Consider the following 25159-nt stretch of genomic DNA (forward strand, 5'->3'; position numbering starts at 1 on the left):
AAAACACAAACCTCTTTTGATTCAGTTCCGCAGGAACAAACTACATTGTAGAACTGGACTTCAGTCAAGTTTACCTCAAAATTCATAAAACACAAACCTCTTTTGATTCAGTTCCGCTGGAACAAACTATATTGTAGAGCTGGACTTCAGTCCAGTTTACCGTAATATTTCGCGAATCAACAAATACACGAACAGCCAACCATTTCCGTCAAAAATGCCAAATCTTTCGCTTCGCGTAAATATTCTTTTTAATTACGAATAAGTTTAGGTAAATTTGCGCTTTATTTTTAGAATAGTGCAAAAACAAATTATAGTCCTTATTGGAGGTCCTGGTACAGGAAAATCTACACTTATAAACGAATTAGTCGCTCGCGGCTATTGCTGTTACCCTGAAATTTCTAGAGAAGTTACACTCGAAGCTCAAAAAAGAGGTATCGAACAATTGTTCTTAGAACAACCTTTATTATTCAGCGAAATGCTCTTGGAAGGGCGTGTTAAACAATACGAAAACGCAAAAAAGGAGCCCGATACTGTAGTTTTTATTGATCGCGGAATTCCTGATGTTACAGCCTACATGGACTATATTGGCGATGAATATCCTGAACATTTTGCAAAAGCTTGTGAAGATTACAAATATTCTAAAACTTTTATTTTACCGCCTTGGGAAGAGATTTATCAGAGCGACACTGAGCGTTATGAGAATTTCGAACAAGCAATAACAATTCAGAAACATTTAATTGAAACGTATCAAAAATACGGATACGATTTAATTGAAGTTCCTAAAGATACGGTTGAAAACAGAATTCTTTATATATTAGATAAAATTTAGCGGCGAGTTTAAAGTTGCAAAACTAGAAACTGATTTCTAAATTTTTAACTTTAATACTTTGGCCATGCAGGAAGCACAAGATATTCTTTTAAAATACTGGAAACACGAAAGTTTCAGACCTCTTCAAAAAGAAATTATTGATTCAGTTTTAGAAGGTCATGATACTTTTGCACTGCTGCCAACAGGAGGCGGAAAATCGATTTGTTTTCAGGTTCCAACTATGATGCGCGAAGGAATCTGCTTGGTTATTTCACCATTGATTGCTTTGATGAAAGATCAAGTAGCGAATCTGCAAAAAAGAGAAATCAAAGCAATTGCTCTTACCGGCGGAATTCATACGGAAGAAATCATTGATCTTTTAGACAATTGTCAATACGGAAATTACAAATTTCTTTATCTTTCGCCGGAGCGTTTACAATCAGACTGGATATTAGAGCGCATCAAAAATCTTCCTATAAGTTTTATTGCCATTGACGAAGCGCATTGTGTTTCGCAATGGGGACACGACTTTAGACCAGCTTATTTAAAAATTTCGGAACTTAAAAAGCACTTTCCTAAGATTCCTTTTTTGGCCTTGACTGCAACTGCAACACCAAGAGTTGTTGAAGATATTAAAACTGAATTAGGTTTAAAAGATACTAAACTATTTCAACAGTCTTTTGAAAGAAAGAATATCGCATATATGGTTTTTGAAGTTGAAGACAAACTGTATCGTGTCGAACAAATTTTAAAGAAAAACCCGCAGCCTTCTATTATATATGTACGAAATAGAAAATCATGCTTAAACATTTCAACACAATTACAATCGCTTGGCTTTAGAGCTACTTACTATCACGGCGGACTTTCGGCAAAAGAAAAAGACAAAAATATGCAGTCGTGGATGTCGGAACAAGCGCAGGTTATTGTTGCTACAAATGCGTTTGGAATGGGAATTGACAAGGACAATGTAAAAACGGTCATTCATACGCAATTGCCTGAAAATCTAGAAAATTATTATCAAGAATCAGGAAGAGCGGGACGAAATGGCGAAAAAGCCTTTTCGGTTTTATTATACAATAACTCAGATGCAAACCAAACTGAACAACAGTTTTTAAGTATTCTGCCTGATAAAAAATTCCTAAAAACGATGTATGTCAAACTGTGTAACTATTTTCAAATAGCATACGGCGAAGGTTTAGACGATACTTTCTCTTTTAAATTGAATCATTTTTGCAACAAATACGACTTCCCTACTTTAAAAACTTATAATGCTTTACAGTTTTTAAATCAACAAGGAATCATTACAATGTCTCAGGAATTTTCAGAGAAGGTTACAATGCAGTTTTTAATTGAATCCAAAGAAGTTATTCGATATACAAGTTTAAATCAGAAAGACGAAGAAATTATTTTAGCGATTTTAAGAACTTATCCTGGAGTTCATGAAATGAAAACGCCGATAAATCTTTCGCTTATTGCAAAAAAATCAAATCATACGGAAGAACAGATTACTTCTCTTTTAGAAAAACTGAGAGATAAAGAGATTATCGAATACAAATCTAAAAATAACGATGCGACAATATTATTCAACGAAGTTCGTGAAGATGATTTGACCATAAATAGAGTTTCTAAGTATCTGGAAAAACAGAATCAGCTTAAACAAGAGCAGCTTTCATCTGTTCTATATTATATAAAGGAAAACAAAACCTGCAAAAACAGATTGGTTTTGGATTATTTTGGAGAAGAAACTAATTCAAATTGCGGCGTTTGCTCGTATTGCATTACACAAAAAGGAAAAATCACTGAAGCCGATTCGATTGCTGACAAAATCTTGTCTTTATTAAAGACGGCATCTTTGACTTCGCGAGAAATTCAAAATCAGATAAAACTAGATGCATCAGATATAATACTTGTTCTTCAAGAATTATTAGAAAACAATCATATCGTTATATTAGCGAACAATAAATACACTTTAAAATCATAATGGAAAAATTACGAATTATATTTATGGGAACGCCAGAATTTGCTGTTGGCATTCTAGATACTATTATAAAAAACAATTACGATGTTGTGGGCGTTATCACAGCTGCAGATAAACCTGCCGGCCGCGGACAAAAAATAAAATATTCGGCGGTAAAAGAATATGCATTGGCAAACAATCTTACTTTATTACAGCCAACAAATTTAAAAGATGAGAGTTTTTTAGCAGAATTAAAAGCTTTAAATGCCAATTTACAAATAGTAGTTGCCTTTAGAATGCTGCCAAAAGTAGTTTGGGAAATGCCAAGTTTAGGAACTTTTAATCTTCACGCTTCCTTACTTCCAAATTATAGAGGAGCTGCACCTATCAACTGGGCAATTATTAATGGAGAAACCAAAACCGGAGTTACAACATTCTTTATTGATGATAAGATTGATACTGGAGCAATGATTTTAAATTCGGAAATCGCCATTGAGCCCGAAGAAAATGCAGGACAGTTACACGATCGATTAATGTTATTGGGAAGCCAAACTGTAATTGACACTTTAAAAGTTATTGAAAACGGAAATGTTACCACAACGATTCAGGAAGATAACGAGGAAATCAAAACAGCTTACAAACTAAATAAGGAGAATTGCAAAATTGACTGGACAAAATCTGGAACTGAAATCAATAATTTAATTCGAGGATTAAGTCCGTATCCTGCTGCATGGTGTTTTTTGAAGGATAAAAATGAAGAATTAAGCATCAAAATATATGAAGCAAAACTAGCTGTAGAAGCACATTCTCATGAAATTGGAAGTCTGATCAGCAGTAAAAAAGAAATCAAAATTGCAATTAAAGAAGGGTTCATTCAGCTTTTAAGTTTGCAATTACCTGGAAAAAAGAGAATGCAAGTAGCTGAATTGCTAAATGGGATAACTTTTTCTGATGACGCAAAGGTCTATTAACATCAGTAAAACAGGGGTTTGTACCTGTTTTTGATCGACAAACAACATCCTTTATGAACAAAAAAAGCAAGTTATCAACAATTATAGCTAAAATTAAAGAAAACACTTGCACGCAACGGATTTCCTACTAAATTTGTGTATTAACAATTTTTTTTAACCAACAATTAATAACTAATTATTATGAACAAATCAGAATTAATCGATGCTATCGCTGCTGATGCAGGAATTACAAAAGCTGCGGCTAAATTAGCTTTAGAGTCATTTTTAGGAAATGTAGGATCTACTTTGAAAAAAGGCGGAAGAATTTCATTAGTAGGTTTTGGATCTTGGTCAGTATCTGCGAGAGCTGCTAGAGACGGTAGAAATCCTCAAACAGGAAAAACTATCAAAATTGCTGCAAAAAATGTAGTAAAATTTAAAGCTGGTGCTGAATTAGAAGGAGCAGTGAACTAGTAAGAAAGTTCTCTAATCTAAATAATATAATTAAAACCCTCCTCATGGAGGGTTTTTTTATGCGGTTTAACGATTTTATTTGTGATTTTAATTTTTTTATGAGTAAATTTAATAAAAATTGTAGCCGTATGATTTCAGAAAAATTAAAAAAAGGACACCTGCTTATTGCCGAGCCTTCAATAATTGGAGATTTATCTTTTAACAGATCGGTAATTTTATTAGCAGACCATAACAAAGAAGGATCAATAGGATTTATCATTAATAAACCGTTAAAATACACGATTAATGATCTTATCCCGGAAATTGATGCGACCTTCAAAATATATAATGGAGGCCCAGTTGAGCAAGACAATTTGTACTTCATTCACAATATTCCTGAGTTAATCCCGAATAGTGTTGAGATCTCTAATGGAATATACTGGGGAGGTGATTTTGAATCGACCAAAGACTTAATAAACAACGGATCAATCAACAAAAACAATATCCGTTTTTTCTTAGGCTATACTGGTTGGGACGAGAATCAGCTTGAGAATGAAATGCAGGGAAACTCCTGGATTATTGCTGATAATAATTACAAAAATAAAATTATTGGAAAGTCTACCACTCACTTTTGGAAAGAACAAATTATTGAGCTTGGCGGCGACTATCTCATTTGGTCAAATGCACCTGAAAACCCATATCTGAATTAATTTTCAGATATGGATTCATTTAGCTTTTGTACTAATAAATGAGCCAGATTACATGTAAATTCTTTTTTTCGATATTTAGTTATCGGTTGTATTCCCGTGATTACATTTGTGAGAAATAATTCATCTGCCTTTTGAAGATCAAACGGTGAGATTATTTCCTCAGTTATTTCTATGCCTTCAACTTTTTTAGCTAAAGCTAAAATCTGTTTACGCATAATTCCGTTTAAACAACCTTCAGAGACCGGCGGTGTAATAAGTTTTTTACCTACAAGCATAAACAAATTTCCTTGCAGCGCCTCAACAACATTTTTAGAATCATTTAGCAATATACAATTTGCTAATCCGTTTTCATGTGCAAAAATACTTCCAGTAACATTAATCATCTTATTAGTCGTTTTAATCGACGATAATAACTGTTTTGTTACATAGAAGTCTTTATACAAATCAACTTCATATTCAGCTGTATTTAAAGCATATAAAGTACCTTCAAGTGCAACTGCGTGAATCAAAAAAGAAACTTCATTGTTTTTTGGAAGATACAAGCCGCCATCTTTTCTAAAAACTGTAATTCGAGCTCTTGCAGATGAAGAAATATTCTTTTCTTTAAGAAGGTTTAAAATTTGTTCTTCGAAATATTCCATTGTAAAGTTCATTGGAATTTCCATTCTCACCACTCGCATCGAAGCCATTAACCTAAAATAGTGATCTTCAAGAAACAAGACTTTATTATTGATTACTTTTACGGTTTCAAAAACGCCGTCTCCATATAAAAAAGCACGATTTTGAGTTAAGATATTTTCTTCTAGTGCTATGTTTCCGTTAAAATTGATCATAAAAAAACCCTGAATTTTGTTCAGGGCAAATATAAGGCATAAAATAGACTTTTACTAAACAGATCCTATAAGATGTTTCAAATCTGAGATTTGATTCTCCCACAATTGTTTAGCTTCTCCTACTTCTTCTTTTTCAGCGAAATCAACTACCATTAATGATACATCTTTAGTCAATTCATCAACTAAAATATGCAGTTCAAAAAAGTACTCAGTATCCTTACTGCTTTCATCAACCCATTTAAATTTTACTTTTTCACCTGTTTTTTTTGAAGCTAATCGCGCTTTTTCCTGCGAATCATTCCAAATAAAAGTGAAAAACTCACCTCTTGAATTAACATTATCAGCAAACCATTCTGATAAACCTGACGGCGTTGATATATATTGATACAATAATTGCGGCGAAGAATTGATCGGGAACTCGATCTCGTAACGTATTTTTGGATCCATGTGCTACTTTTAATTTTTTCGAAATATAAGAATATATGTTCAAAAACAATGCATTTTTAAAAATATTTTTTTTTCTTCATTTTATGCTTGTACGCTTTAATATTATTTCTATCTTTGCACCCGCAATCAGGAATTCATGATAGCAGTCCAGGCGAGGTAGCTCAGTTGGTTAGAGCGCAGGATTCATAACCCTGAGGTCACGGGTTCAACTCCCGTCCTCGCTACAGGTAAAAAGGCATCACTTAAAAGTGATGTCTTTTTTTTATTTACAGTGATTATTTATGGCAAAATTTGTAACTTACATTTTATAATTATCGCTAAAAACAGCTTTTTAAAAACTAAGTAATTCATTAAAAATCATGGATATAGTAAAATTTAAAATCACATCAAAAACGATAAAGGTAGAAGTACGCAATTCGAATAATTATGTTTTTAATTTCAATACTGCTTTAGAAATTGAAAAAGAAGACAAAGATGTTTTATTAAAACTATACAATGCATTAGATCTTCTTTTTAAGAAAGAAGCTGCAAGCGAGGTAAAAAACTACATTTCGCCAAATCAAACCAATATACTTGATCAAATTTCTGCGGTTGATAATTTAGAGCAGGAAAATAAATAATTACAACAGCTGCTTTTAATTTTTATAATTGTAGATTCATTTAGATTTAAAATTAAAGAAATAAATTTTAATAATTCTGAGGTTAAGGAAGTTCTTCTTCTTTAGCCCTTTTTTATTTTAAAATAAAACCCCGCCTACCCTTTACAACCACACAATACTCATATTCAAATAATTACACGCAGTACTTTTATTAGCTGTAAAAGAAAAAAGCAAAATTTTTAATAAAAATTTAAGCTCTTTTCTTTTACAAAATCATTAACTTGTTATAAAAATTAAAACTACACTAGTTTTAATCTTATTTTGAGCAGGCCATTTTCCATCTTCTTACCCCTAAATTCGAGCATCTGTTAACAGGATTTGCGGTCTGCCACATGCAGTTATTTTATTTTAATTAAAAAAGAATAAATCTATGCGAGTATCTGTAGTCCGAAAAAACATAAAATTCATCCCCGATTCAAAAAGAGTTGTTGCCCGCTATTTCATGAATGGCGAAGAAAGAACGCAGCAAATGGTTGCTCGAATAATGACGCTTAATGAAAAGCAGGTTTTAGAGACTCTGGAACAAACACTTCGTGAGTTTGCAAGGCGTCACCGAAACATCTCATCTATTTTTATCAAACATTGCGAGAAAATAAGCCCAATAATCGAAGCAATGCAAATTGACTACGAAGGAATGTCTCTGGATCGAAAAATGCTTATAGGTTCGTATTGCACTATGGAATATGCGATCGAATCTGCTGCTATTTTTAACCCTTCTATTGTTGAAGATTTTGATCAATCTGGTTTAGAGGCGGGCGAAAAACGTGTTATCATATCTTTTCGTGCAACAGGTGAAGGTCATATATCATCAATTGTTTTTAGAAGAGGAATTCTGGATAGGCACAACAATTTGCAGATCATGAAAATTGGCCACAATATTGATAAAGCCGAAATTGAACACAAAACTTTATTCAACAAAGAGCGCTTCTTGACTAAGTTGTATGAAATGCATACTACGGACAAATATATTGTTCAGATTATGCAGGATTTACCAGATGAGTTTGAGTTTGCTATTTTAAAAAACATGTTGAATACTGCACTCAGCGATCCGTCTATTCGAGAGGAAAGAAGAACGGCGCTTGAAGAAATACTCTGGCTTGCCAATTCATTTTATGATCTGCTATTCAAGCACGATTCTGACATTACAGAGCGTGTTATATTCCCGATCTCTGATTCGGAAAGCCGTGGTATCGAAGATGCTCGTTTTGTTCGTTTTATTGATGATGACGATTCTGTACGCATTATGGCAACTTATACGGCTTATAATGGTCATACTATTTTACCTAAACTTATTTCTACTGAAGATTTTTATAGCTTTAGAGTAATGCCTCTGAATGGTGAAGGTGCACAAAACAAAAATCTTGCTTTATTTCCACGAAAAATAAAAGGAAAATTTGCGATGCTTGCGAGAATAGACGGCGTAAACAACTACATCATGTATTCGGATCGAGTAACGCAATGGAACAGCACCATTCTTTTACAAGAGCCGCGTTATACTTGGGAATTTACACAAATAGGAAATTGCGGTTCTCCTCTTTGGACTGAGGAAGGATGGCTTATTATTACTCACGGTGTAGGAACAATGAGACGTTACTGCATTGGCGCTTCGTTGTTTGATCTTGATGATCCGTCTAAAGAAATTGGAAGACTTCCTGAACCATTGCTTTCTCCTCTTGAAGATGAAAGAGAGGGTTATGTTCCTAATGTTGTATACTCGTGCGGCGCAATTATTCACAACAACAGCCTTATATTACCTTATGCTGTATCTGACTATTCTTCTACTTACGCAGTTGTTGATCTCGTAGAATTATTAAGCGCTTTAAAGAAAAGCAAACAATAATTTCAGAAACAGAAAACACTTAGATTTAGGAATAATTCTAAAAATATAATTTGGATGGAAATAAACTTAAAAAAGTTTTTCTTTATTTTGACCTGCGTTACAACAAAACCACAAACTTCATCTCTTAAATTTTAAAATAAAGTTCAATGAAATTAGACCAAATTCTGGATAACATTCTTCCTATACCAGAAACTTCAAAACGGCTTCTTCAAGATTGTATTGAAGAAAAAAGTTATCCTAAAGGACATATTTTATTGAGAGCTGATAAAATCGAAACTACTATTTATTTTATCAAAAAGGGAATTGCACGAGCATATTCTAATCAAAATGACAATGAAGTAACGTTTTGGTTTGGAAAAGAGGGCGACACTATTTTGTCTATGAAAAGCTACGTTGTTTATCAAAAAGGATATGAAGATGTTGAGTTGTTAGAAGATTGCGAATTGTATGAATTGAAATCAAATAAACTGCAGAAGCTTTTTGAAATCGACATCCATATTGCAAACTGGGGCAGAAAATTTGCCGAAAAAGAACTTGTCAAAACAGAAGAACGTCTTATATCACACCAATTTCGCAGCGCAACGGAACGCTACTTGGAACTTTTGCAAAATAATCCACAATTAATTCAGCGTGTGCAATTAGGCTACATCGCTTCTTATCTTGGCATTTCGCAAGTCAGCTTGAGCAGAATTCGAGCTGAAATTAAATAAGTTTTATTTTTTAACATTTGTTAAAATCTCTCTGACTTCCTTTTCTAATCTTTGCACAAAAAAAGATATGAATTGGATTGTTTTAATTATTGCGGGATTATTTGAGGTTGCTTTTGCTACCTGTTTAGGAAAAGCTAAAGAATCAACTGGAAATGAAATGTATTTATGGTATACTGGTTTCTTGATTTCTCTTACAATCAGTATGGCACTTTTGATAAAAGCAACGCAAACTTTACCAATAGGTACAGCTTATGCAGTATGGACTGGTATTGGCGCGGTGGGAACTGTTTTGGTTGGAATTTTAGTTTTTAAAGATCCTGCTAACTTCTGGCGACTTTTCTTTATCACTACTCTTATTGGATCAATTATTGGGTTAAAATCATTATCACATTAATAAAATGTTCCCCAACATTTTTAAGAACTGCTTACAGCTTTTTCTATTTAAAACTTAATTGTTAGACTAAGCTGTTTGCCGTTTGTTTTCGAATTGCTTTTGCTTTTTTGACTTTTGCAACATTAAGATAGACTATAGATCCTAACATAACAGCTATACCTATTATCTGTAAAAAAGTAACTTTTTCTCCTAAAATAATATGCGCACAAAAAACAGCGGCAGGCAATTCTAAAGTCAGTAAGACAGAGCTTAAACCGGCACCAATTTTTGGCATTCCCACAGAAAAACAAATTGGCGGAATCACCGTTCCAAAAACGGCTAAAAATACTCCCCATTGGAGCAATCCAAAATCTAAATGTGTACTTGTAACAATTGCTTCACAGTTGATTAAAAAGATAATCATTGCGGATCCGCTTGTCATTAAAGCACTTTTTTCGAACATTGGTGTCTCTTTTCCTATTTTGCTGGTAAAAACAATATAAAGCGTATAAAGCAATGCTGACAATAAACTTAGTAAAACTCCAATAACCGAAATATTAGAGCTGCCTAAATCTAAAAGATTACCTGCCAAAACAGTTCCTACAATCACAAAAACAGCACACCAAACCTCAACAGCATTTGGTTTTTTCTTAAAAAAGATCCATTCAACGGCAATACTCAGCCAAGTGATCTGCATTAATAAAACAATTGCCAATGAAGCTGGAATATAAGCTACAGAAAGATAGTAAGTATAAGTTGAAGTTCCCATTGAGGTTCCTGCCAAGAGTAATTTCCAATTTGGAGTAATTTTTTTTCTGTTTTTTATACTTTTAAAAACTACTATTGTCCACAAAATCAAAGTTCCCATTAAGGCCTGAGTCAATGTAACTTCCCCAGCAGTATAGCCCTGTCCGTAGGCAATTTTAGCAAATGATGAAAGCATTCCAAAACTTAATGCTCCCAATGCTACAACGATTATATATTTATTCATTTTTACAACTAAAAATCTATTTTTTGTCCAAACAAAAGTATACAACAGCGAACAATAATCTATATTACCAAAATAAATATGTATTTTATTCTTAAAAAATATCAATTAATCGTTTTTTGTTCTAAATTAGAATATTTTTTTATTATCTAACTGGAAAAAATCCGATGCAAGAATTAAACAAACAAGAAATTGAGTTACTGAGAATCCTTCAAAAAAATGCAAAATTTGACATTACGGATCTAACTGAGAAATTAAATATGTCGAGAACTTCTGTTTATGACCGAATAAAAAAACTGGAGAACGAAGGCTATATAAAAGATTATGTTGCGATAATTGATCCGAAAAAAGTAGGACTGAATTTTACCGTAATTATAAATGTTTCACTAAATAGTCAGCGTCTTGAACTTGTAGAAGAATTTACTAAACAGGTAGCTGCTCTTGAAGAAGTGGTTGAAGGATATATAACTGGTGGAATTTTTGATTATGTTTTAAAAGTGGTTGTAAAAGATCCTGAAGCTTTTAATGATTTTATTCGAAAACTTTCGGTAATTCCGAATATCAGTAAAGTACAGAGTTCGTTTGTGATGAATTATATAAAGCAGTCAACAAATCTGCATTTTTAATCTAAGAAGGTTTTATAAGCTTAAAAAGTTTGCTTTATCTTGAACACAGCACCGTACAGCTTGCTTTACGCTCTTAATAAAAACCTTACAATACTCTAAAAAATGAGTTAAAATAGACTGTTGACAAGAATTTTTCTTCATAAAAAAATATATTTGTCTAAAAGATAATTGGCCTTTTTTTTAGAAGCAAAAAAAACATTAGCATGGATAATGAAAAATTTATTTTCTGCCTTGAAGGCGTTCTGGATGTAGATAACATTATAGCAACTGATGTGGTCAAAAATCTTGAAGAAATTGCTTTCGACCAAGGTATTGCCAGCATATACAAAACCTGCGATACGATAGAAAGTCTAGAAGAAAGCCTAAACACATTACTGTATGATGATCATAATTTTAAGGATTATGAAATTATTTATCTGGTAATGCCTGGTCAGGAAAACAATATCTGTCTTCATGATTATTACTACAGTTTAGAAGAAATAGCAGAACTTTTTGAAGGAAAAATGAAGGGGAAAATTATTCATTTTGCCAATAAAAAAAGATTGGATCTTAATGATGATGAGGCGCAGTATTTCCTTGATATCACTGGTGCCCGTGCCATTTCCGGCTATGGTTCTTCTTATAATAAAATTGCCAGCTGCAGCACTATTGACAAGGCTTTTTTCAGCTTATATCAAGAAAACGATGATCTTACCGAAGTGGTCGAAGATTTATATCAAAAACACTATGCGCTTTGCAAATTACTAGATTTTAGATTGTATTATTAAGTATGAAAACAAAGGCAGGTGAAAATGTAAAAACATACGAAGCAAAGGGGTTTAGAGAGAAATTTTTAGGCGAGGACAATCCGATGCATGTTCTTTTCAGATCAAACTCAGATCATTTTTTCTGCTTAAAAATGGAAGAAATGATGCGCTTGCGATATCCTGTTCCACCTTCCAAACACAGCTGTCATACTTTAATTTTTGTAAGCTCCGGTTCACATGTTATGAAGTCGGGATACGAAGAATACCAAACGGTTTCTAATGAAATTATTGTTGTTCCTGCAGGTCAAGTTTTTTCAATAAAAAACATCAATAATGCACATACTGGTTATATCTGCCAATTTCATCCTGATATTTTAATTGGAAAATACGGCAATAGAGAAATGCTGAATGATTTTGATTTTTTGAAAATTTCCGGCAACCCCAAAGTTACTTTGACTCCAGAGGATGTCCCTGATATCGAGACCATTTTAAACCGACTTCAAAAAGAATATTCTGAAACGACAACCGCAAATTTAAATATTGTACAATCGTATTTAATTGCTTTGTTTTATGAAATGAATAAAAATTCGATTAAAGTTTCTAAAAATATTTCGGCCGCGGAGGTTATCACAAATAAGTTCAAGGAACTGATTCATCAAAACATTAAGACACAGCATTTGGTTCATTATTATGCATCATTGCTTAATGTTACTCCAAACCATTTAAACAAATCAGTAAAAACTGTTACGGGCAAATCTGCTGCCAAATGGATTGATGAAACCATATTGCTCGAGGCTAAATATCTGCTTTTTCAAACAACACTTTCTGTAAGTGAAATTGCCATACAAGTAGGTCACGAAGATCAATCTTACTTTAGTCGTTTCTTTAAAAAACATGAAGGAATTACACCTATCCAATACCGAAAAATGATTGATAAGTCCTAATTATTGATTATTGAATCCTATTAAACACGATTGCTTTTTTCAGAAATTTGCCTCTTCAAAAAATGCAAATTATGATTTATGTATTTAAAACTTCTGTAGACAGTACTTCAAAATTTGAGTCGGCTTCTGCATTGCTTCACGAATTGCTGCCTGATACTTTATGGAATTTTGATCTCGAAGACTGTGATAATATTTTGAGAATTGACAGCGAACTTGACATTCCTAATTTGATTCTTAATAATGCTGTTTTTGACTGCATTGAATTAGAATAAAACTTAAACATTTACAACATCTTCACATACTTTATGGAATCTAAATTATACCAAAACCGAACTTTTGACACTGTAGACTACTCTGATCAAAGTTTATCGAATACTGAATTTGTAAACTGCGAGTTCGTCAATTGCAACTTTTCTAAAAGCGATTTAAGCCATAATGATTTTCTAGATTCTACTTTTAAAAACTGTAATCTTTCGCTGACGATTCTTAAAAATACGGGGTTGAAGAACATCAATTTCATTGGCTGTAAATTAATGGGATTGGATTTTAGCGCCAGCAACAGCTTTTTGTTTTCAATGAATTTTCAAGATTGTCTTTTAGATTATTCGACTTTCATTTACAAAAAACTAAAGAAAACTAATTTCGTTGACTGCTCGCTTAAAGATGTCGATTTCTCGAATACCGATTTGTCTTTGTCTCTTTTTAAAAACTGTGATCTAGCCAATGCTACTTTTCAGGATTGTATTTTAGAAAAAACAGATTTCAGGACATCTAAGAATTATGCTTTTGATCCATCTGAAAACAAGATCAAAAAAACTAAAGTTTCGCATGCTGCTCTTGCGGGATTATTAGAAAAATTTGATTTGGAGATTGAATAATTTTTCATCTTTTATGCAAATATTATTGTCTAAACAAAAAAAGGGATGCGAAATAAAATCGCATCCCTTTTCTAACTAAAACTTAAATACAAACTAAGGTCTCCAACGTGGATCTCCTATTTTATTATCAATTAATGTTTGATTTTTAATTGTAAAATTTCCTGTTGCTGCACTTGTAAATTGCGGATCTAACGTTGTGTATGTTGCAGATTTATCAACCGTTATTGCTGCCGCTCCAACTGTATACAACAAACTAGCATTAAAGTAGTTATTTGATACAAATGTTGGCGGAGCTGTAGGCGTTCCTGTTCCGTTTTGATTTGAATAAATTGCTGTTGTTCCTGCAATTATTGTATTTTTTACCGTAGAGGTATTAGCTCCAAATCGAAGATATAAAATTCTTTTTGATGCTACGTTACTTGAAACATTATACAAAGTACTGCTGTCGATTAATACATTTGATGTTAAACCTGTACCTGTTAATCCTGCGTTATCGATACGAATAAATTCACGTCCGATTGAACAAGAGTCAAATGTGCTGTTTTTAACCACTACACTTGCCACATATGTATTTCTAAAATCTATCGTTTCAGCTTGCTGGTTAGTACTTACGTTTTTAATTACACTATTTTCTACTGTAAACGAAGCTACTTTTGCAGCGTTAACACTTCCGTAAACTAAAGCTCTTAGATAATCATGAACATAACAACCGCTGATTAAGACATCTTCATATATTGCAGACGCTGTATTGATAGTAATAAAGCTGAAATCACCTACTCCTGCCCCATCTAAATCTAAATCAATTAATGAAAAATCAGCTGTTCCAGAGTTCAATGTGAATTTAACGTGCAGCTTTGGTTTATCAGCAGGACGCAACCCTCTTATGGTAATTGATTTATTCACAATTATATCTCCTTTATACACGTTATAATCTCCTGGCATTAAAACTAGAATTGCCCCAGAAGCCGCTTCGGTTATTTTTGCATTTAAATCGTCTTCTGGCTTCACTAAAATACCAGTTCCAATATCAATTCCAGTAGTAAAGGTTCTAACGCCTCTTTTCTTTGTTCCATTTAATAATGTTGCTGTATAATTAGTTTCACCTGTTAAACCTGTTACTTTAGCAACTCCAGCTGCTTTTTCTGCCGGCGTAATAGCATGTGTAATATTGCCTGGCATAACAGAAATTTGTGTAACTGAACTATTAGGCGTCCATCTTAAAGTCACTTCTTTTGCTTCAATATCAGCATCAGCAACTGGAAATAAAATTTGCTCGGTTAATGTTGTCGCACTTGTAACTGTCCATTTAGAATCTGCCACTCCTGCTGAACTTACAGCTTTCACTCTAATAGAATAAACTGTTTCTCCTTCTAATGCAACTTGAACCGGCAGTTCTTTTGGTGCTACATTTACGGTTTTAAAAATGGTTTTAAATTCAGTATCATCTGCACTAAATTCAACTACATAATGATCTGCATCCTCTTTTACTGTCCAGTTCAATTCGACTGTAGTCTGATTTCTAATTGTTGCTGTAAGTGCTACCGGAGAAAATGCTCTATCTGCTCCGATGTCTTGTAAGACTGCTTCATTGTAACTTTCGCATCCTGCGCTTAGTACTACTAATAAAAACATAGCCAGCAAGCCTTTAAATATATATTTTGCTTTCATAATTATATTACTATCAATTAATTATTATTAGTTTCCAAAAACCCAGTCATTTACTAATTTCCCATTGCTTCCGTCAATAAATGTCTGCCAGATTGGCCAAAATTGTCTTTTATCTGGATTTACTCCGGCTTTGTATATAGTGGTTATTTTATTATCCTCCAGCTTATCCCAGCTTTTTGAAGTATAACCTACTGGAATCTGAGTTTCACCACGATTTAAACCATAAATATCCAGTGTAAATCCATCATCTTGGTATTTATAATACAATGTTTTTGGCACATCTTGACATTTACCAGTGCGCGCTTTAAGCTCAGTCATTTTAGCCTTAGCTTCGTCAAGTTTAGTTTTTAGCAAATTCCAACGGATTAATGCATATTTACGCTCTAATTCTCCTGTAAATTCTAATTTATTTTCCTCAACAATTGCATTCATCATTGCATCTTTGCTTGTTAAAGCATCTACATAAGCATCTACTTTTACAGCCTGATTTGCTGGTGCAAATGCTCTTCGGCGAATTTCTTTTAGGTAAACTGCAGCAGATCCTGCTCCTTCTAACTCATTAGCCGCTTCAGCCGCAATTAAAAGTACTTCTGCATAACGCATATAAATTTTATTTACACCATCGTCATTTGGTGCGCTGGCAATACGTTTCATCCATTCAAAACGATATTTACCAAAATACCAAGTCTGTAAATCTGTAAGTTCTTGTTTAGATTTTCCATTTACTGCAGCACCCCATTTATAAGGAACACAAGTTACATCTCTTCTTGTATCAACTTGATCATAGTCATAAAAAACAAATGGCAATGGTCCATTAACTCCTCCTTTATTAGCTCCCATAGCTTGAAATTGATCTATGGCATCATGTCTAACTGCAAAAGTAAACAGCATTCTTCCTCTAGAATCAGCAAAAGGAATTTCCCAAAGAGATTCTCCACCAGCAGTTGTATTTTCTTGATTGTATTTTCTCCACAGTCCTTCAAAAGTTGGTTCTAAACGCGCAGTTCCACTTGTAATAACCGAACGACATTCTTCTAGTGCTAACTTGTACATTGCAGCTACTGAAAGTTCTGGATCATTACTTCTTCTTACTCCATCAGGATATTGCTGATAACCGCTTGCCATCATAGCTAATCTAGCTCTAAATCCTTTTACAAAAGCCTTATTTACACGTTCTGTACTTGCAGTTGCAGAAGTCGCATTAGGCCACGCTACCAAGGTTGAAGCTTCTCCTAAATCAGCGATCAACTGCTTATAAATTTCATCACGACCCGTTTTAGGAATATAAATAGTGTTTGTAGAAACAGGCTCAAAACGCACTGGAACATCACCCCAGTTTCTAACTAAATCTGCATAGTAAATAGCACGTAATGTTAATGCTTCTCCCAACAACTGTCCCATTTCAGGGTTTGTAGAAGGATTACCATAGGCACGAATCCCTCTAATACATAAATTTGCACGCTCAATTCCTTCATACATCATTGCCCAAGCATTTTTTGGCGAATTCATTTCAGTATTATCAGCCTTAGCATCATAAACTACTAAATCAGATTTAGCATTATCACTTGAAGAAGCCAAAAGCCACTCACTATCTGTGTTTAATCCTTGATAAGCTAAAAGCCTTCCTCTATAAGATTGTTCTTCTCCAAACGACACTTTTATTCCATCAACTGCTCCTTGTGCCAATCCTGGTGTAGAAAAAATAAGCTGCTCATCTAATGTTGACTGTGCAGGAGTATCAAAAAAATCATCGGCAGAATCCTGACAAGAAGCCAATAAACCTGAGATAATTAAACCTGCTATTATTATTTTATGTTTCATTTTGATAAATTTTAAAATTAGAAATTAAGGTTTAAACCAAAAACCAATTGTCTGCTTCTCGGGTATGCTGAATAATCAACTCCCGGTGTTAGTGGTGTTTTTCTTTTTGTTGACACCTCAGGATCTGGACCAGAATAATTTGTAATTATAAAAACATTTGTTGCTGTAAAATAAAATCTTAATTTACTCACTCCAAGTTTAGAGGTAAACGATTCTGGAGTACTGTATCCTAAAGTCAGCGTATTCAATCTAAAGAAAGAACCATCTTCTACCGCCCAATCTGTAAACATAAATTTCTGCATGTAAGGAGACCACATTGTTGTATTAGCATTAAGCGCTTCCAATTTAGCCGGATCTGTAACTAATTGTCCTGAAGCAGGATCTAAGTTTGTCCATCTTACACCATCAGCCATTTCAGTGCTTAAGTTTTTATATTGCCCGTTTCTGTTTGATGTAGAAAACTCAGCTTTATTAGCGTTATAAATATCATTTCCAATTGTCCAGTTGAAAGCAGCAGAAAGATCAAAACCATAAGCATTTGCATTAATAACTAAACCTCCTGTACTTTTTGGATTAGAATTACCAATAATAGTTTGATCTGATGCTGTAACTTTATTATCAGCAGACCCATCTGTGTTTTTCAACTTCATCATTCCTGGTTGTAAAGCGCCAAGAACACTAGTTGCATCTGCAACACCTGATTTTAAAGTGTATTTTCCCCCAACATAATCAAAATCTGAAACTTCATAACGTCCCGCACTTTGATAACCATACATTAATCCCATTGGCGAACCTACATTAACAGCATAATCATTACCGATATCTGTTGATGCCCAATTGGTATTTACTCCAAAATTATCCATTACTCCAAGAGAGTTAATTCTATTTTTGTTAACTCCAACGTTCACAGAAAAGTTTAAACCATAATTTTTCTTTTCAATTGCCACAAAATTTACTGTAGCTTCAAAACCTGTATTTTGTGTTTCACCCATATTTCTGTACTGCGTTTTATACCCTGTACCTCCTACTGGAAACTCGATTAATAGATCTTTAGTTACATTTTTATACACATCGAAAGTTCCGTTTAAGCGATTTTTGAAAAATCCAAAATCAAGACCAATATTTTGCGTAACAGTAGTTTCCCATTTCAAGTCTGGATTTGCCAAAACACTTGATGGCGCCCAATAACTATCGAAACCATTTATATAAGAATTTGTGTTAGATTGATAACTTTGAACTGTTTGTCCTACAGGAATATTGTTATTTCCTGCTTCACCATAACTCAGTCTTAATTTAAGAAGACTTAACCAAGAAGCATTTTTTAAGAAATCTTCTTCAGAAATTTTCCAAGCTGCTGCTGCTGCCGGGAAATAACCCCAGCGGTTACTGTTTAAAAATCGGCTTGAACCATCTGCACGGAAAGATGCGGTCAATAAATAACGATCTTTATAATCATAATTTAAACGTCCAAAAAACGAAAGTAATTTGTCATCAGGGCTATAAAAATTATCAACTGAAAAAGGTGTTCCTTGTGTTGTTAATTTTTTTGCTTGATCTAAATTAAAGAATTTAGGATAATTTAAAATTGTTGTAGTTACAGTATTTGAACTAGTAGTAATCATTTCTTCTCCTAAAAGCGCTGTCAAATGGTGGTTTGCTCCTAAGATATTTTTAAAGTCATAGTTTAATGTATTCGCATTTCTAAAACGAACATCTTTACGATCGCTCATTACCATACCTGGTTTTCCTGCCCCAACTTTAGCAGTACTTGAAAAATAAGTAGAAGAACCGTAAAAACGATAATCTGTATTATTAAAATTGTCTAATCCTAAATCACTTTGAAATTTTAGATTTTGAGCAAGCTTCCAACCAAAGCTTCCTAATAAATTATAGTTTTTTCTAAATTGTTGACGGTTATTATCTGAGATCGCTAAAAATGGATTCACTAAATAACTGTTAACACTTTGATCATCATTATCTGTTGTTAATCCCGGCATTGGAATTGGTGAATACCCAACACTATGACGCAAACGGCTGTCAAGAGATGAAACTTCATTTTGTTCATTGGCTCCTCCTCCATTTATTTTTGTATCAGAATAACGTACCGTAAAACCAAGATCAATTTTATCACTTGCTTTGTTCTTTAATGCAAGCGACAAGTTGTTTCTTTTATAATCAGAACCAACCATGATGGCTTTCTCATCGTAATAAGCATAGTTAAAATTATAACTCAATTTTTCAGTACCTCCGCGAATTCCTAAATCACGACTATTTACTTCACCGCGGCGACCATAAATTTGCTTTTGCCAGTCTGTTCCTTTTACTCCGTTATATAAATCACGATCTTGCCAGTTTCCAAAATACTTAGTGTAAGATGTTGGATTACTTAAAATAGTTTTATCTGTTTGACTTAGTAAAGCATATTCATACTGCCATTTTACAAAATCTTCTGTAGGCAGTACATCAATGTCATTAGCCATTGTTTTCATACCATAAAACATATTATAGCTAACTGCCATTTTCCCGTCTTTACCAGTTTTAGTAGTTACGATAATAACACCATTTGCTCCTCTAGATCCATAAATTGCTGTAGAAGAAGCATCTTTCAATACAGTCATCGACTCAACATTTGAAGCAGCAATATCACTCATACTGTTTACAGGAAAGCCGTCAACAATTATTAAAGGCGAAGCATCTTGCGTTAAAGATCCGCCTCCACGTACTCTAATTTTGATATCTGCATCTGGAGAACCTTCAGTTGAAACAACCTGAACCCCAGCAATTCTACCTGTTAAAGCTTCTGCAATATTAGAAACGGGTACTTTTTTCAATTCATTTCCCGAAATTGAAGCAACTGCACCTGTTAAATCAGATTTTTTTGCTGTACCATAACCTATCACAACAACTTCATTTAAATTATTAGCATCTTCAACTAATGATACATCTACCTTAGTCTTACCTGCCGCCGAAACTTCTTTAGTTACAAATCCTATGAAAGAAAAAGTCAAAACTGCTTTCGGATTTGTTAATTTAATCTTGTAGTGTCCATCAAAATCTGTCGAAGTTCCATTCTTTGTCCCTTTTTCAAGAACATTAACTCCCGGCAGAGAAAGTCCTGCCGCATCCTTAACAGTTCCTTCTAATGTCACAGTCTGAGCATGCGCTCGATTGCCCATCAGTAAGCACAATAAGAAAACAACAGCAAAGCAACGATTTGTTCCTTTGTTTAATAAATCATTAAAATTCATGGTTGATTGTTTAAGTTATTAATTGTTTTAAAAGTGGTTTTTTGTGGTTTCTTTTTAATTTACAATTACAGCTTTTGCAAACGTTTTCTCTTTTTCTTTCAATAAAATCATAGGCTTAACCTATTTTATTGCTATTAAAAAGCAAAGTATTTTTAACAGTCTGTAAAAATTGTAATCGATTGCACAAACATAGATATTTTTTTTATACAAAAAATTAAAATTCATAAAAATTTCATAATAAAAATTATATAAGCAAAATAAAATCGACTTTTTCTACAATATGTGTAATTTAACTGATGTATAAATATTAAATATATTATTGTAAATTTAAAATTCCTTGCGATTTTCTAAAAAAAACAATCGATTACATGTTTACAATTTAAGATATTTTTAAGTATGTTTTTAACATTTAAAAACCAAAGAATACAAAACCAGACTTTATATCGCTTTTCTTTTTTTACAAAGTTTTCCTTTACAAAAAGATAACTGCAAATACCCGAGGCAAACTTTTAAAACATTAAACACTTTTCGACCTCAGCAAATAATATAAAGCCATAAAAAAAACCTTAGAAAATATCTAAGGGTTTAATAGAATTAAAAAACAGGAAATAATTTAGATCCTTTGAAGTTTCAGATTGTTTCTGTGTGCTCTTATTAAAGTAATCGTTATAAGCATTCCCATAACTGACATTCCTACTCCTATTAAATTTGGTGAAGCATAACTATAACCAGCTGTTAAAGGCAGTCCGCCTAAAAAAGCTCCTAATGCATTTCCAATATTAAAACTTCCTTGAAGCGCTGCAGAAGCAATCATCTCAGCACCTTTGGCAGTTCGTATCATAAGCATTTGAATTGGCGCTATTACCGAAAAAGAAATACATCCAGTTAAAAATGTCAAAAACAACGACATATATTGATTTGAAGAGAAAAAGTAAACCAAAATCAAATCGATTGACATAATAAACAGTAAAGCCAATGTGGTTGGTGCGGGTGAAAATTTATCAGCCAGTTTACCACCGGCAAAATTTCCTACTACCATTCCAAGTCCAGCCAAAATTAAAATAGATGAAACATCACCTTCAGAGAATTTAGAAACATTAATTAGCAAGGGAGCTATGTAACTAATCCAAGCAAACAATCCTCCAAAACCAATTGCTGTAATTCCAATAATCAACCAAGCCTCCGTTTTCTTGAAAAACTCCAGTTGTTTTTTCATATTAACGGTCTCTCCTTTTTCTAAACTCGGCATCCATAAATAAATGAATAGAAAAGTAAGCAGTCCAACAATTGCAATCAATACAAAAGTGTAACGCCATAAAAAGTGATGTCCTATATAAGTTCCTATTGGAACTCCAATTAAATTAGCCAAGGTTAAACCCGAAAACATAATAGCAATTGCTTGAGCTTCTTTTCCTTTGTCAGCCAAACGACTTGCTACTACAGCACCAACACCAAAAAAAGCGCCGTGCGGTAAACCAGACAAAAATCGGGAAGCAAACAAAAAGTTATAGGTTGGAGCAATAATTGAAAGCGCATTAAAAACAGTTAACATTAATGCCAAAATTAAGAGCATTTTTTTTGGCGGAAAATTTCTTCCAAGGATTACTAATAAAGGTGCTCCAATAACAACACCAAGTGCATATGCCGAAATAAGATATCCAGCAACTGGAATCGACACTTTCATATTTGAAGCAATATCCGGAAGCAGACCCATCATTACAAATTCAGTAATACCAATAGTTAAGCCTCCAAATGAGAGCGCAATAAGACTTTTTTTCATTTGTTTTTACAAGAAAGGAATAGATTTTCTATACCGCAAATTTAACACTATGCGTCTGAATAAAAATTGTACATTTGCGATATAAACTTGTAAATTTAGGTTATGCCAAAATTAAATCAATTCAAAACTTTGGTTATTGATGAATTTGAAGATGACAAATTTCACCTGCCTCCGCACACGCATACATATTACGAAATCATTTATATTAAGAAGGGAAATGGAATTCATCATCTGAACGACAATTTACTTCCTTATAAATCAGGTGATTTGTTTGTAATTTCACCAGAAGACGAGCATTACTTCGACATAAAAAAAACAACTCGATTTGTTTATATCAAGTTTACCGATAATTATTTCAACTCTAATAAAAATCTTTTTTGTGATGATTTGCTCTTGCATACACCTGAAGATTTTATGCGGGACAAACTCCTAAAAGAAACCGTTTTAAAACTAGATGATCCGTGTAAAACGATCCTAAAAAACACAGTCGAAAATATTACTGCCTACAATTGCAAGATAGATGTTACTACTTCGCCTATAGTCTTTTATCAAATTCTTTCAATATTTGGTTTGATTAAAGAAACAATCCGAGGAATGAACTTGCAAATGAAGTCGGCACATATCGATAATGAACAAATCGCAACTTATATACATCAAAATATTTATCAGCCAAAGCTTGTTCAAATTAAAGTTATAGCAGATCATTTTAATATAGCACAAACCTATTTCAGTGCATACTTTAAAAGAACCTTTTCTATTAGTTATAGAGATTATATTCATAATTTGAGAACTACTTTGCTAGAGAAAAGAATTCACAATAATCAATTACCAATAAAACAAATTGCTTACGAATTTGGCTTTACAGATGAGAGTCATTTATCGAATTATTTTAAAAAGAGAAAAAACATGAATCCTACAGATTTTAAAAAAACGTAACATTCAAAATCTTAAATATATAGGAGCTGTTAAAAAAAATCTTTAAATTTGTAATTATAAAACATTTTCATTGACGAAAAAGATCCACATATTATATCTGTTTTTAACTCTTGTCTTCTTTTTGATGTCAGCTGAGAGTTATGCTTGTGGTCGTTCTTCTGAAAAAACTTCACATGAAAAAAGCACCTCTTCAAAAAAAGGAAACCCTGACACTTGTCAGAAAGAGTGCTGTAAAAAAGATCAAAGTCCTAAAAAAGATCAGCATGGCTGTAATGGAAAATGTGATCATTCTAGCTGTACAACAACTGCGTTACAGTTTAGCCTGATCGCTTTGAATGAATTTGAATTTGATACTAATTTGTTTAATTTCTCAACTGAGAAATCAATCTCGTTTCACAAAACCGCTGGTATTTCAGATGGTTTTACTTCTATTTGGCTGCTGCCCAAAATAAAATAATTGTATTTGCGACAGCCATAATTGGATCTAAACCAACCTCCAAACTATGGTTTTTTACCTAAAAGACGCAAAGAGCTTTACATCGAGACTTTATAAAAAACATATTAAACTTAAAAAGGAAAATTAAAATCCTTTTTATCAAATTTAGAAAAAATGAAAAATTTCACATCTACAATAGCTATAGCAATCACATTATTATTTTCTGTAAATTTTGTACAAGCAAATACAATCACAACAGAATCAACTACAATAGAGATTGCTGATTCAAGTCAATTACAATCTGTTTATGACGCTTATTTTGCAGTAAAAGATGCCTTAATAAAAAGTGATGCCAAATTAACTTCGGCGAAAGCTAAAGATTTATTAGCTGCAATTACAGAAGTTAAAATGGACAAACTGAAAAATGACGAACATAATGTTTGGATGAAAGCAGTAAAAAAAATGACTGCTGATGCAAAAAGCATTTCTACAACCAGTGACCTTAAAAAACAACGTGAAACGTTTAAATCGTTGACCAAAAGCACTTACGATTTAATAAAAGTTTCAAAATCTAATGAAGTTGTTTACAAACAACATTGTCCAATGGCAGATGCTGATTGGTTAAGCAAAGAGAAAGCGGTTAAAAACCCATATTATGGTTCTTCGATGCTAACTTGCGGAAACGTAGTAGAAACCATCAAATAAATATGACGCTCTACATCAAAAACATGGTGTGCGCTCGTTGTAATATGGTTGTGAAGTCTGAGCTTGAAAAACTTGGACTTCAGACTATTTCTGTCGAATTAGGCGAAGTAAAATTACAAGACGTCATTACTGAAAATCAAAAAGAAATTTTACTTAAGAATCTTCAATCTTTAGGTTTCGATTTAATCGATGATAAAAAAAGTAAAACAATAGAAAAAATTAAGACGCTGATTGTTGACTTGGTTCACCATAAAAATGGTGAACTTAAAACTAATTTATCCGATTATTTAGCTGATAATCTAAATCAGGATTATAATTCGTTGAGCAATTTATTTTCAGAAATTGAAAACACCACAATTGAAAAATATTTTATCTGTCAAAAGATTGAAAAGGTAAAAGAGTTATTGATTTACAATGAACTTTCGTTGAGCGAAATCGCAGATCTGTTAAACTACAGTAATGTAGCACATTTAAGCAATCAGTTCAAGAAAGTAACAAGCTTTACTCCTACCCATTTCAAACAATTGAAAGATAAAAAACGCATTCATATTGAGAATTTGTAATTTTTTTTTAACCGCAAAGCGCGCAGATAAACAGTGTTAATTATTTAATATGTGAACATATCGTTTACGATTTCTAGTTG

General features: G+C 33.0%; 25 protein-coding genes and 1 tRNA gene. 19 read left to right on the forward strand and 7 right to left on the reverse strand.

The window, feature by feature from the left end:
- Positions 1 to 295: 295 nt before the first annotated feature.
- The 5 genes from NLG42_RS00720 (at position 296) to NLG42_RS00740 (ending at position 4878) form a co-directional block, all read left to right on the forward strand.
- Positions 296 to 829: an AAA family ATPase gene (locus tag NLG42_RS00720; RefSeq protein ID WP_257682735.1), complete on the forward strand. Its 534-nt coding sequence runs from the start codon at positions 296 to 298 to the stop codon at positions 827 to 829.
- Positions 830 to 893: 64 nt separating this feature from the next.
- Positions 894 to 2789 carry a RecQ family ATP-dependent DNA helicase gene (locus NLG42_RS00725; RefSeq protein ID WP_089058369.1) on the forward strand — a complete coding sequence of 632 codons (1896 nt, stop codon included), beginning with the start codon at positions 894 to 896 and terminating at the stop codon, positions 2787 to 2789.
- Positions 2789 to 3736, forward strand: a complete 948-nt coding sequence (gene fmt / locus NLG42_RS00730; protein WP_257682736.1) for a methionyl-tRNA formyltransferase — start codon at positions 2789 to 2791, stop codon at positions 3734 to 3736. The genes NLG42_RS00725 and fmt overlap by 1 nt, the downstream gene beginning before the upstream one ends.
- A gap of 180 nt (positions 3737 to 3916) precedes the next feature.
- Complete coding sequence (locus tag NLG42_RS00735) at positions 3917 to 4189, forward strand: HU family DNA-binding protein (protein ID WP_042567273.1); 273 nt, start codon at positions 3917 to 3919, stop codon at positions 4187 to 4189.
- A gap of 128 nt (positions 4190 to 4317) precedes the next feature.
- The gene (locus tag NLG42_RS00740; RefSeq protein WP_089058371.1) at positions 4318 to 4878 is read left to right on the forward strand and encodes a YqgE/AlgH family protein; all 561 of its coding nucleotides are present in this window, start codon (positions 4318 to 4320) and stop codon (positions 4876 to 4878) included.
- On the opposite strand, the gene NLG42_RS00745 is transcribed toward NLG42_RS00740, so the two are convergent.
- Both NLG42_RS00745 and NLG42_RS00750 read right to left on the reverse strand, forming a co-directional pair.
- A complete protein-coding gene (locus NLG42_RS00745; RefSeq protein ID WP_257682737.1) occupies positions 4875 to 5711 on the reverse strand; it encodes an aminotransferase class IV in 837 nt (278 codons plus the stop codon). The genes NLG42_RS00740 and NLG42_RS00745 overlap by 4 nt on opposite strands.
- Positions 5712 to 5765: 54 nt before the next feature.
- Entirely contained in the window at positions 5766 to 6158 is a 393-nt protein-coding gene (locus NLG42_RS00750; RefSeq protein ID WP_026984135.1) for an START-like domain-containing protein, read from the reverse strand.
- A 150-nt stretch (positions 6159 to 6308) separates the two neighbouring features.
- On the opposite strand from NLG42_RS00750, the gene NLG42_RS00755 reads away from it, so the two are divergent.
- The 5 genes from NLG42_RS00755 (at position 6309) to NLG42_RS00775 (ending at position 9761) form a co-directional block, all read left to right on the forward strand.
- A tRNA-Met gene (locus NLG42_RS00755) sits at positions 6309 to 6382 on the forward strand.
- A 135-nt stretch (positions 6383 to 6517) separates the two neighbouring features.
- Entirely contained in the window at positions 6518 to 6778 is a 261-nt protein-coding gene (locus NLG42_RS00760) for a hypothetical protein (protein ID WP_257682738.1), read from the forward strand.
- 409 nt (positions 6779 to 7187) lie between these two features.
- The gene (locus NLG42_RS00765) at positions 7188 to 8657 is read left to right on the forward strand and encodes a glycoside hydrolase family 130 protein (protein ID WP_089058374.1); all 1470 of its coding nucleotides are present in this window, start codon (positions 7188 to 7190) and stop codon (positions 8655 to 8657) included.
- Between the two features lie 146 nt (positions 8658 to 8803).
- Positions 8804 to 9367: a Crp/Fnr family transcriptional regulator gene (locus NLG42_RS00770; RefSeq protein ID WP_257682739.1), complete on the forward strand. Its 564-nt coding sequence runs from the start codon at positions 8804 to 8806 to the stop codon at positions 9365 to 9367.
- 67 nt (positions 9368 to 9434) lie between these two features.
- A complete protein-coding gene (locus NLG42_RS00775; RefSeq protein WP_089058376.1) occupies positions 9435 to 9761 on the forward strand; it encodes a DMT family transporter in 327 nt (108 codons plus the stop codon).
- A 61-nt stretch (positions 9762 to 9822) separates the two neighbouring features.
- Here the strand turns inward: NLG42_RS00775 and NLG42_RS00780 are convergent, their stop codons facing one another.
- On the reverse strand, positions 9823 to 10731 hold the full coding sequence (locus tag NLG42_RS00780; RefSeq protein ID WP_099720516.1) for an EamA family transporter: 909 nt from the start codon (positions 10729 to 10731) through the stop codon (positions 9823 to 9825).
- Between the two features lie 164 nt (positions 10732 to 10895).
- Here NLG42_RS00780 and NLG42_RS00785 point away from each other — a divergent pair, with 164 nt between their 5' ends.
- From NLG42_RS00785 to NLG42_RS00805, 5 genes are all read left to right on the forward strand, one after another.
- The gene (locus tag NLG42_RS00785) at positions 10896 to 11354 is read left to right on the forward strand and encodes an Lrp/AsnC family transcriptional regulator (protein WP_089058378.1); all 459 of its coding nucleotides are present in this window, start codon (positions 10896 to 10898) and stop codon (positions 11352 to 11354) included.
- A gap of 203 nt (positions 11355 to 11557) precedes the next feature.
- A complete protein-coding gene (locus NLG42_RS00790) occupies positions 11558 to 12121 on the forward strand; it encodes a DUF6642 family protein (RefSeq protein ID WP_089058379.1) in 564 nt (187 codons plus the stop codon).
- A gap of 2 nt (positions 12122 to 12123) precedes the next feature.
- Positions 12124 to 13044, forward strand: a complete 921-nt coding sequence (locus tag NLG42_RS00795) for a helix-turn-helix domain-containing protein (RefSeq protein WP_089058380.1) — start codon at positions 12124 to 12126, stop codon at positions 13042 to 13044.
- Positions 13045 to 13115: 71 nt separating this feature from the next.
- A complete protein-coding gene (locus NLG42_RS00800) occupies positions 13116 to 13316 on the forward strand; it encodes a hypothetical protein (RefSeq protein ID WP_164975030.1) in 201 nt (66 codons plus the stop codon).
- A gap of 33 nt (positions 13317 to 13349) precedes the next feature.
- Positions 13350 to 13922, forward strand: a complete 573-nt coding sequence (locus tag NLG42_RS00805; RefSeq protein WP_257682740.1) for a pentapeptide repeat-containing protein — start codon at positions 13350 to 13352, stop codon at positions 13920 to 13922.
- Positions 13923 to 14015: 93 nt separating this feature from the next.
- Here NLG42_RS00805 and NLG42_RS00810 read toward each other — a convergent pair whose 3' ends face one another.
- From NLG42_RS00810 to NLG42_RS00825, 4 genes are all read right to left on the reverse strand, one after another.
- Positions 14016 to 15590, reverse strand: coding sequence for a DUF5123 domain-containing protein (locus NLG42_RS00810; protein ID WP_257682741.1), 1575 nt, complete (start codon positions 15588 to 15590; stop codon positions 14016 to 14018).
- A 27-nt stretch (positions 15591 to 15617) separates the two neighbouring features.
- The gene (locus tag NLG42_RS00815) at positions 15618 to 17411 is read right to left on the reverse strand and encodes a RagB/SusD family nutrient uptake outer membrane protein (protein ID WP_257682742.1); all 1794 of its coding nucleotides are present in this window, start codon (positions 17409 to 17411) and stop codon (positions 15618 to 15620) included.
- Positions 17412 to 17428: 17 nt separating this feature from the next.
- Positions 17429 to 20659 carry a SusC/RagA family TonB-linked outer membrane protein gene (locus NLG42_RS00820; RefSeq protein ID WP_089058385.1) on the reverse strand — a complete coding sequence of 1077 codons (3231 nt, stop codon included), beginning with the start codon at positions 20657 to 20659 and terminating at the stop codon, positions 17429 to 17431.
- A gap of 613 nt (positions 20660 to 21272) precedes the next feature.
- Positions 21273 to 22439, reverse strand: coding sequence for an MFS transporter (locus NLG42_RS00825; protein ID WP_099720510.1), 1167 nt, complete (start codon positions 22437 to 22439; stop codon positions 21273 to 21275).
- Positions 22440 to 22541: 102 nt separating this feature from the next.
- Here NLG42_RS00825 and NLG42_RS00830 point away from each other — a divergent pair, with 102 nt between their 5' ends.
- The 4 genes from NLG42_RS00830 (at position 22542) to NLG42_RS00845 (ending at position 25079) form a co-directional block, all read left to right on the forward strand.
- A complete protein-coding gene (locus NLG42_RS00830; RefSeq protein WP_257682743.1) occupies positions 22542 to 23375 on the forward strand; it encodes an AraC family transcriptional regulator in 834 nt (277 codons plus the stop codon).
- A gap of 124 nt (positions 23376 to 23499) precedes the next feature.
- Positions 23500 to 23832: a hypothetical protein gene (locus tag NLG42_RS00835; RefSeq protein WP_089058388.1), complete on the forward strand. Its 333-nt coding sequence runs from the start codon at positions 23500 to 23502 to the stop codon at positions 23830 to 23832.
- Between the two features lie 153 nt (positions 23833 to 23985).
- Positions 23986 to 24516, forward strand: coding sequence for a DUF3347 domain-containing protein (locus tag NLG42_RS00840; RefSeq protein ID WP_257682744.1), 531 nt, complete (start codon positions 23986 to 23988; stop codon positions 24514 to 24516).
- A 2-nt stretch (positions 24517 to 24518) separates the two neighbouring features.
- The gene (locus NLG42_RS00845) at positions 24519 to 25079 is read left to right on the forward strand and encodes a helix-turn-helix domain-containing protein (protein WP_089058390.1); all 561 of its coding nucleotides are present in this window, start codon (positions 24519 to 24521) and stop codon (positions 25077 to 25079) included.
- Positions 25080 to 25159 lie beyond the last annotated feature (80 nt).

The sequence above is a fragment of the Flavobacterium plurextorum genome (assembly GCF_024638035.1).
Classification (GTDB): Bacteria; Bacteroidota; Bacteroidia; order Flavobacteriales; family Flavobacteriaceae; genus Flavobacterium; species Flavobacterium plurextorum.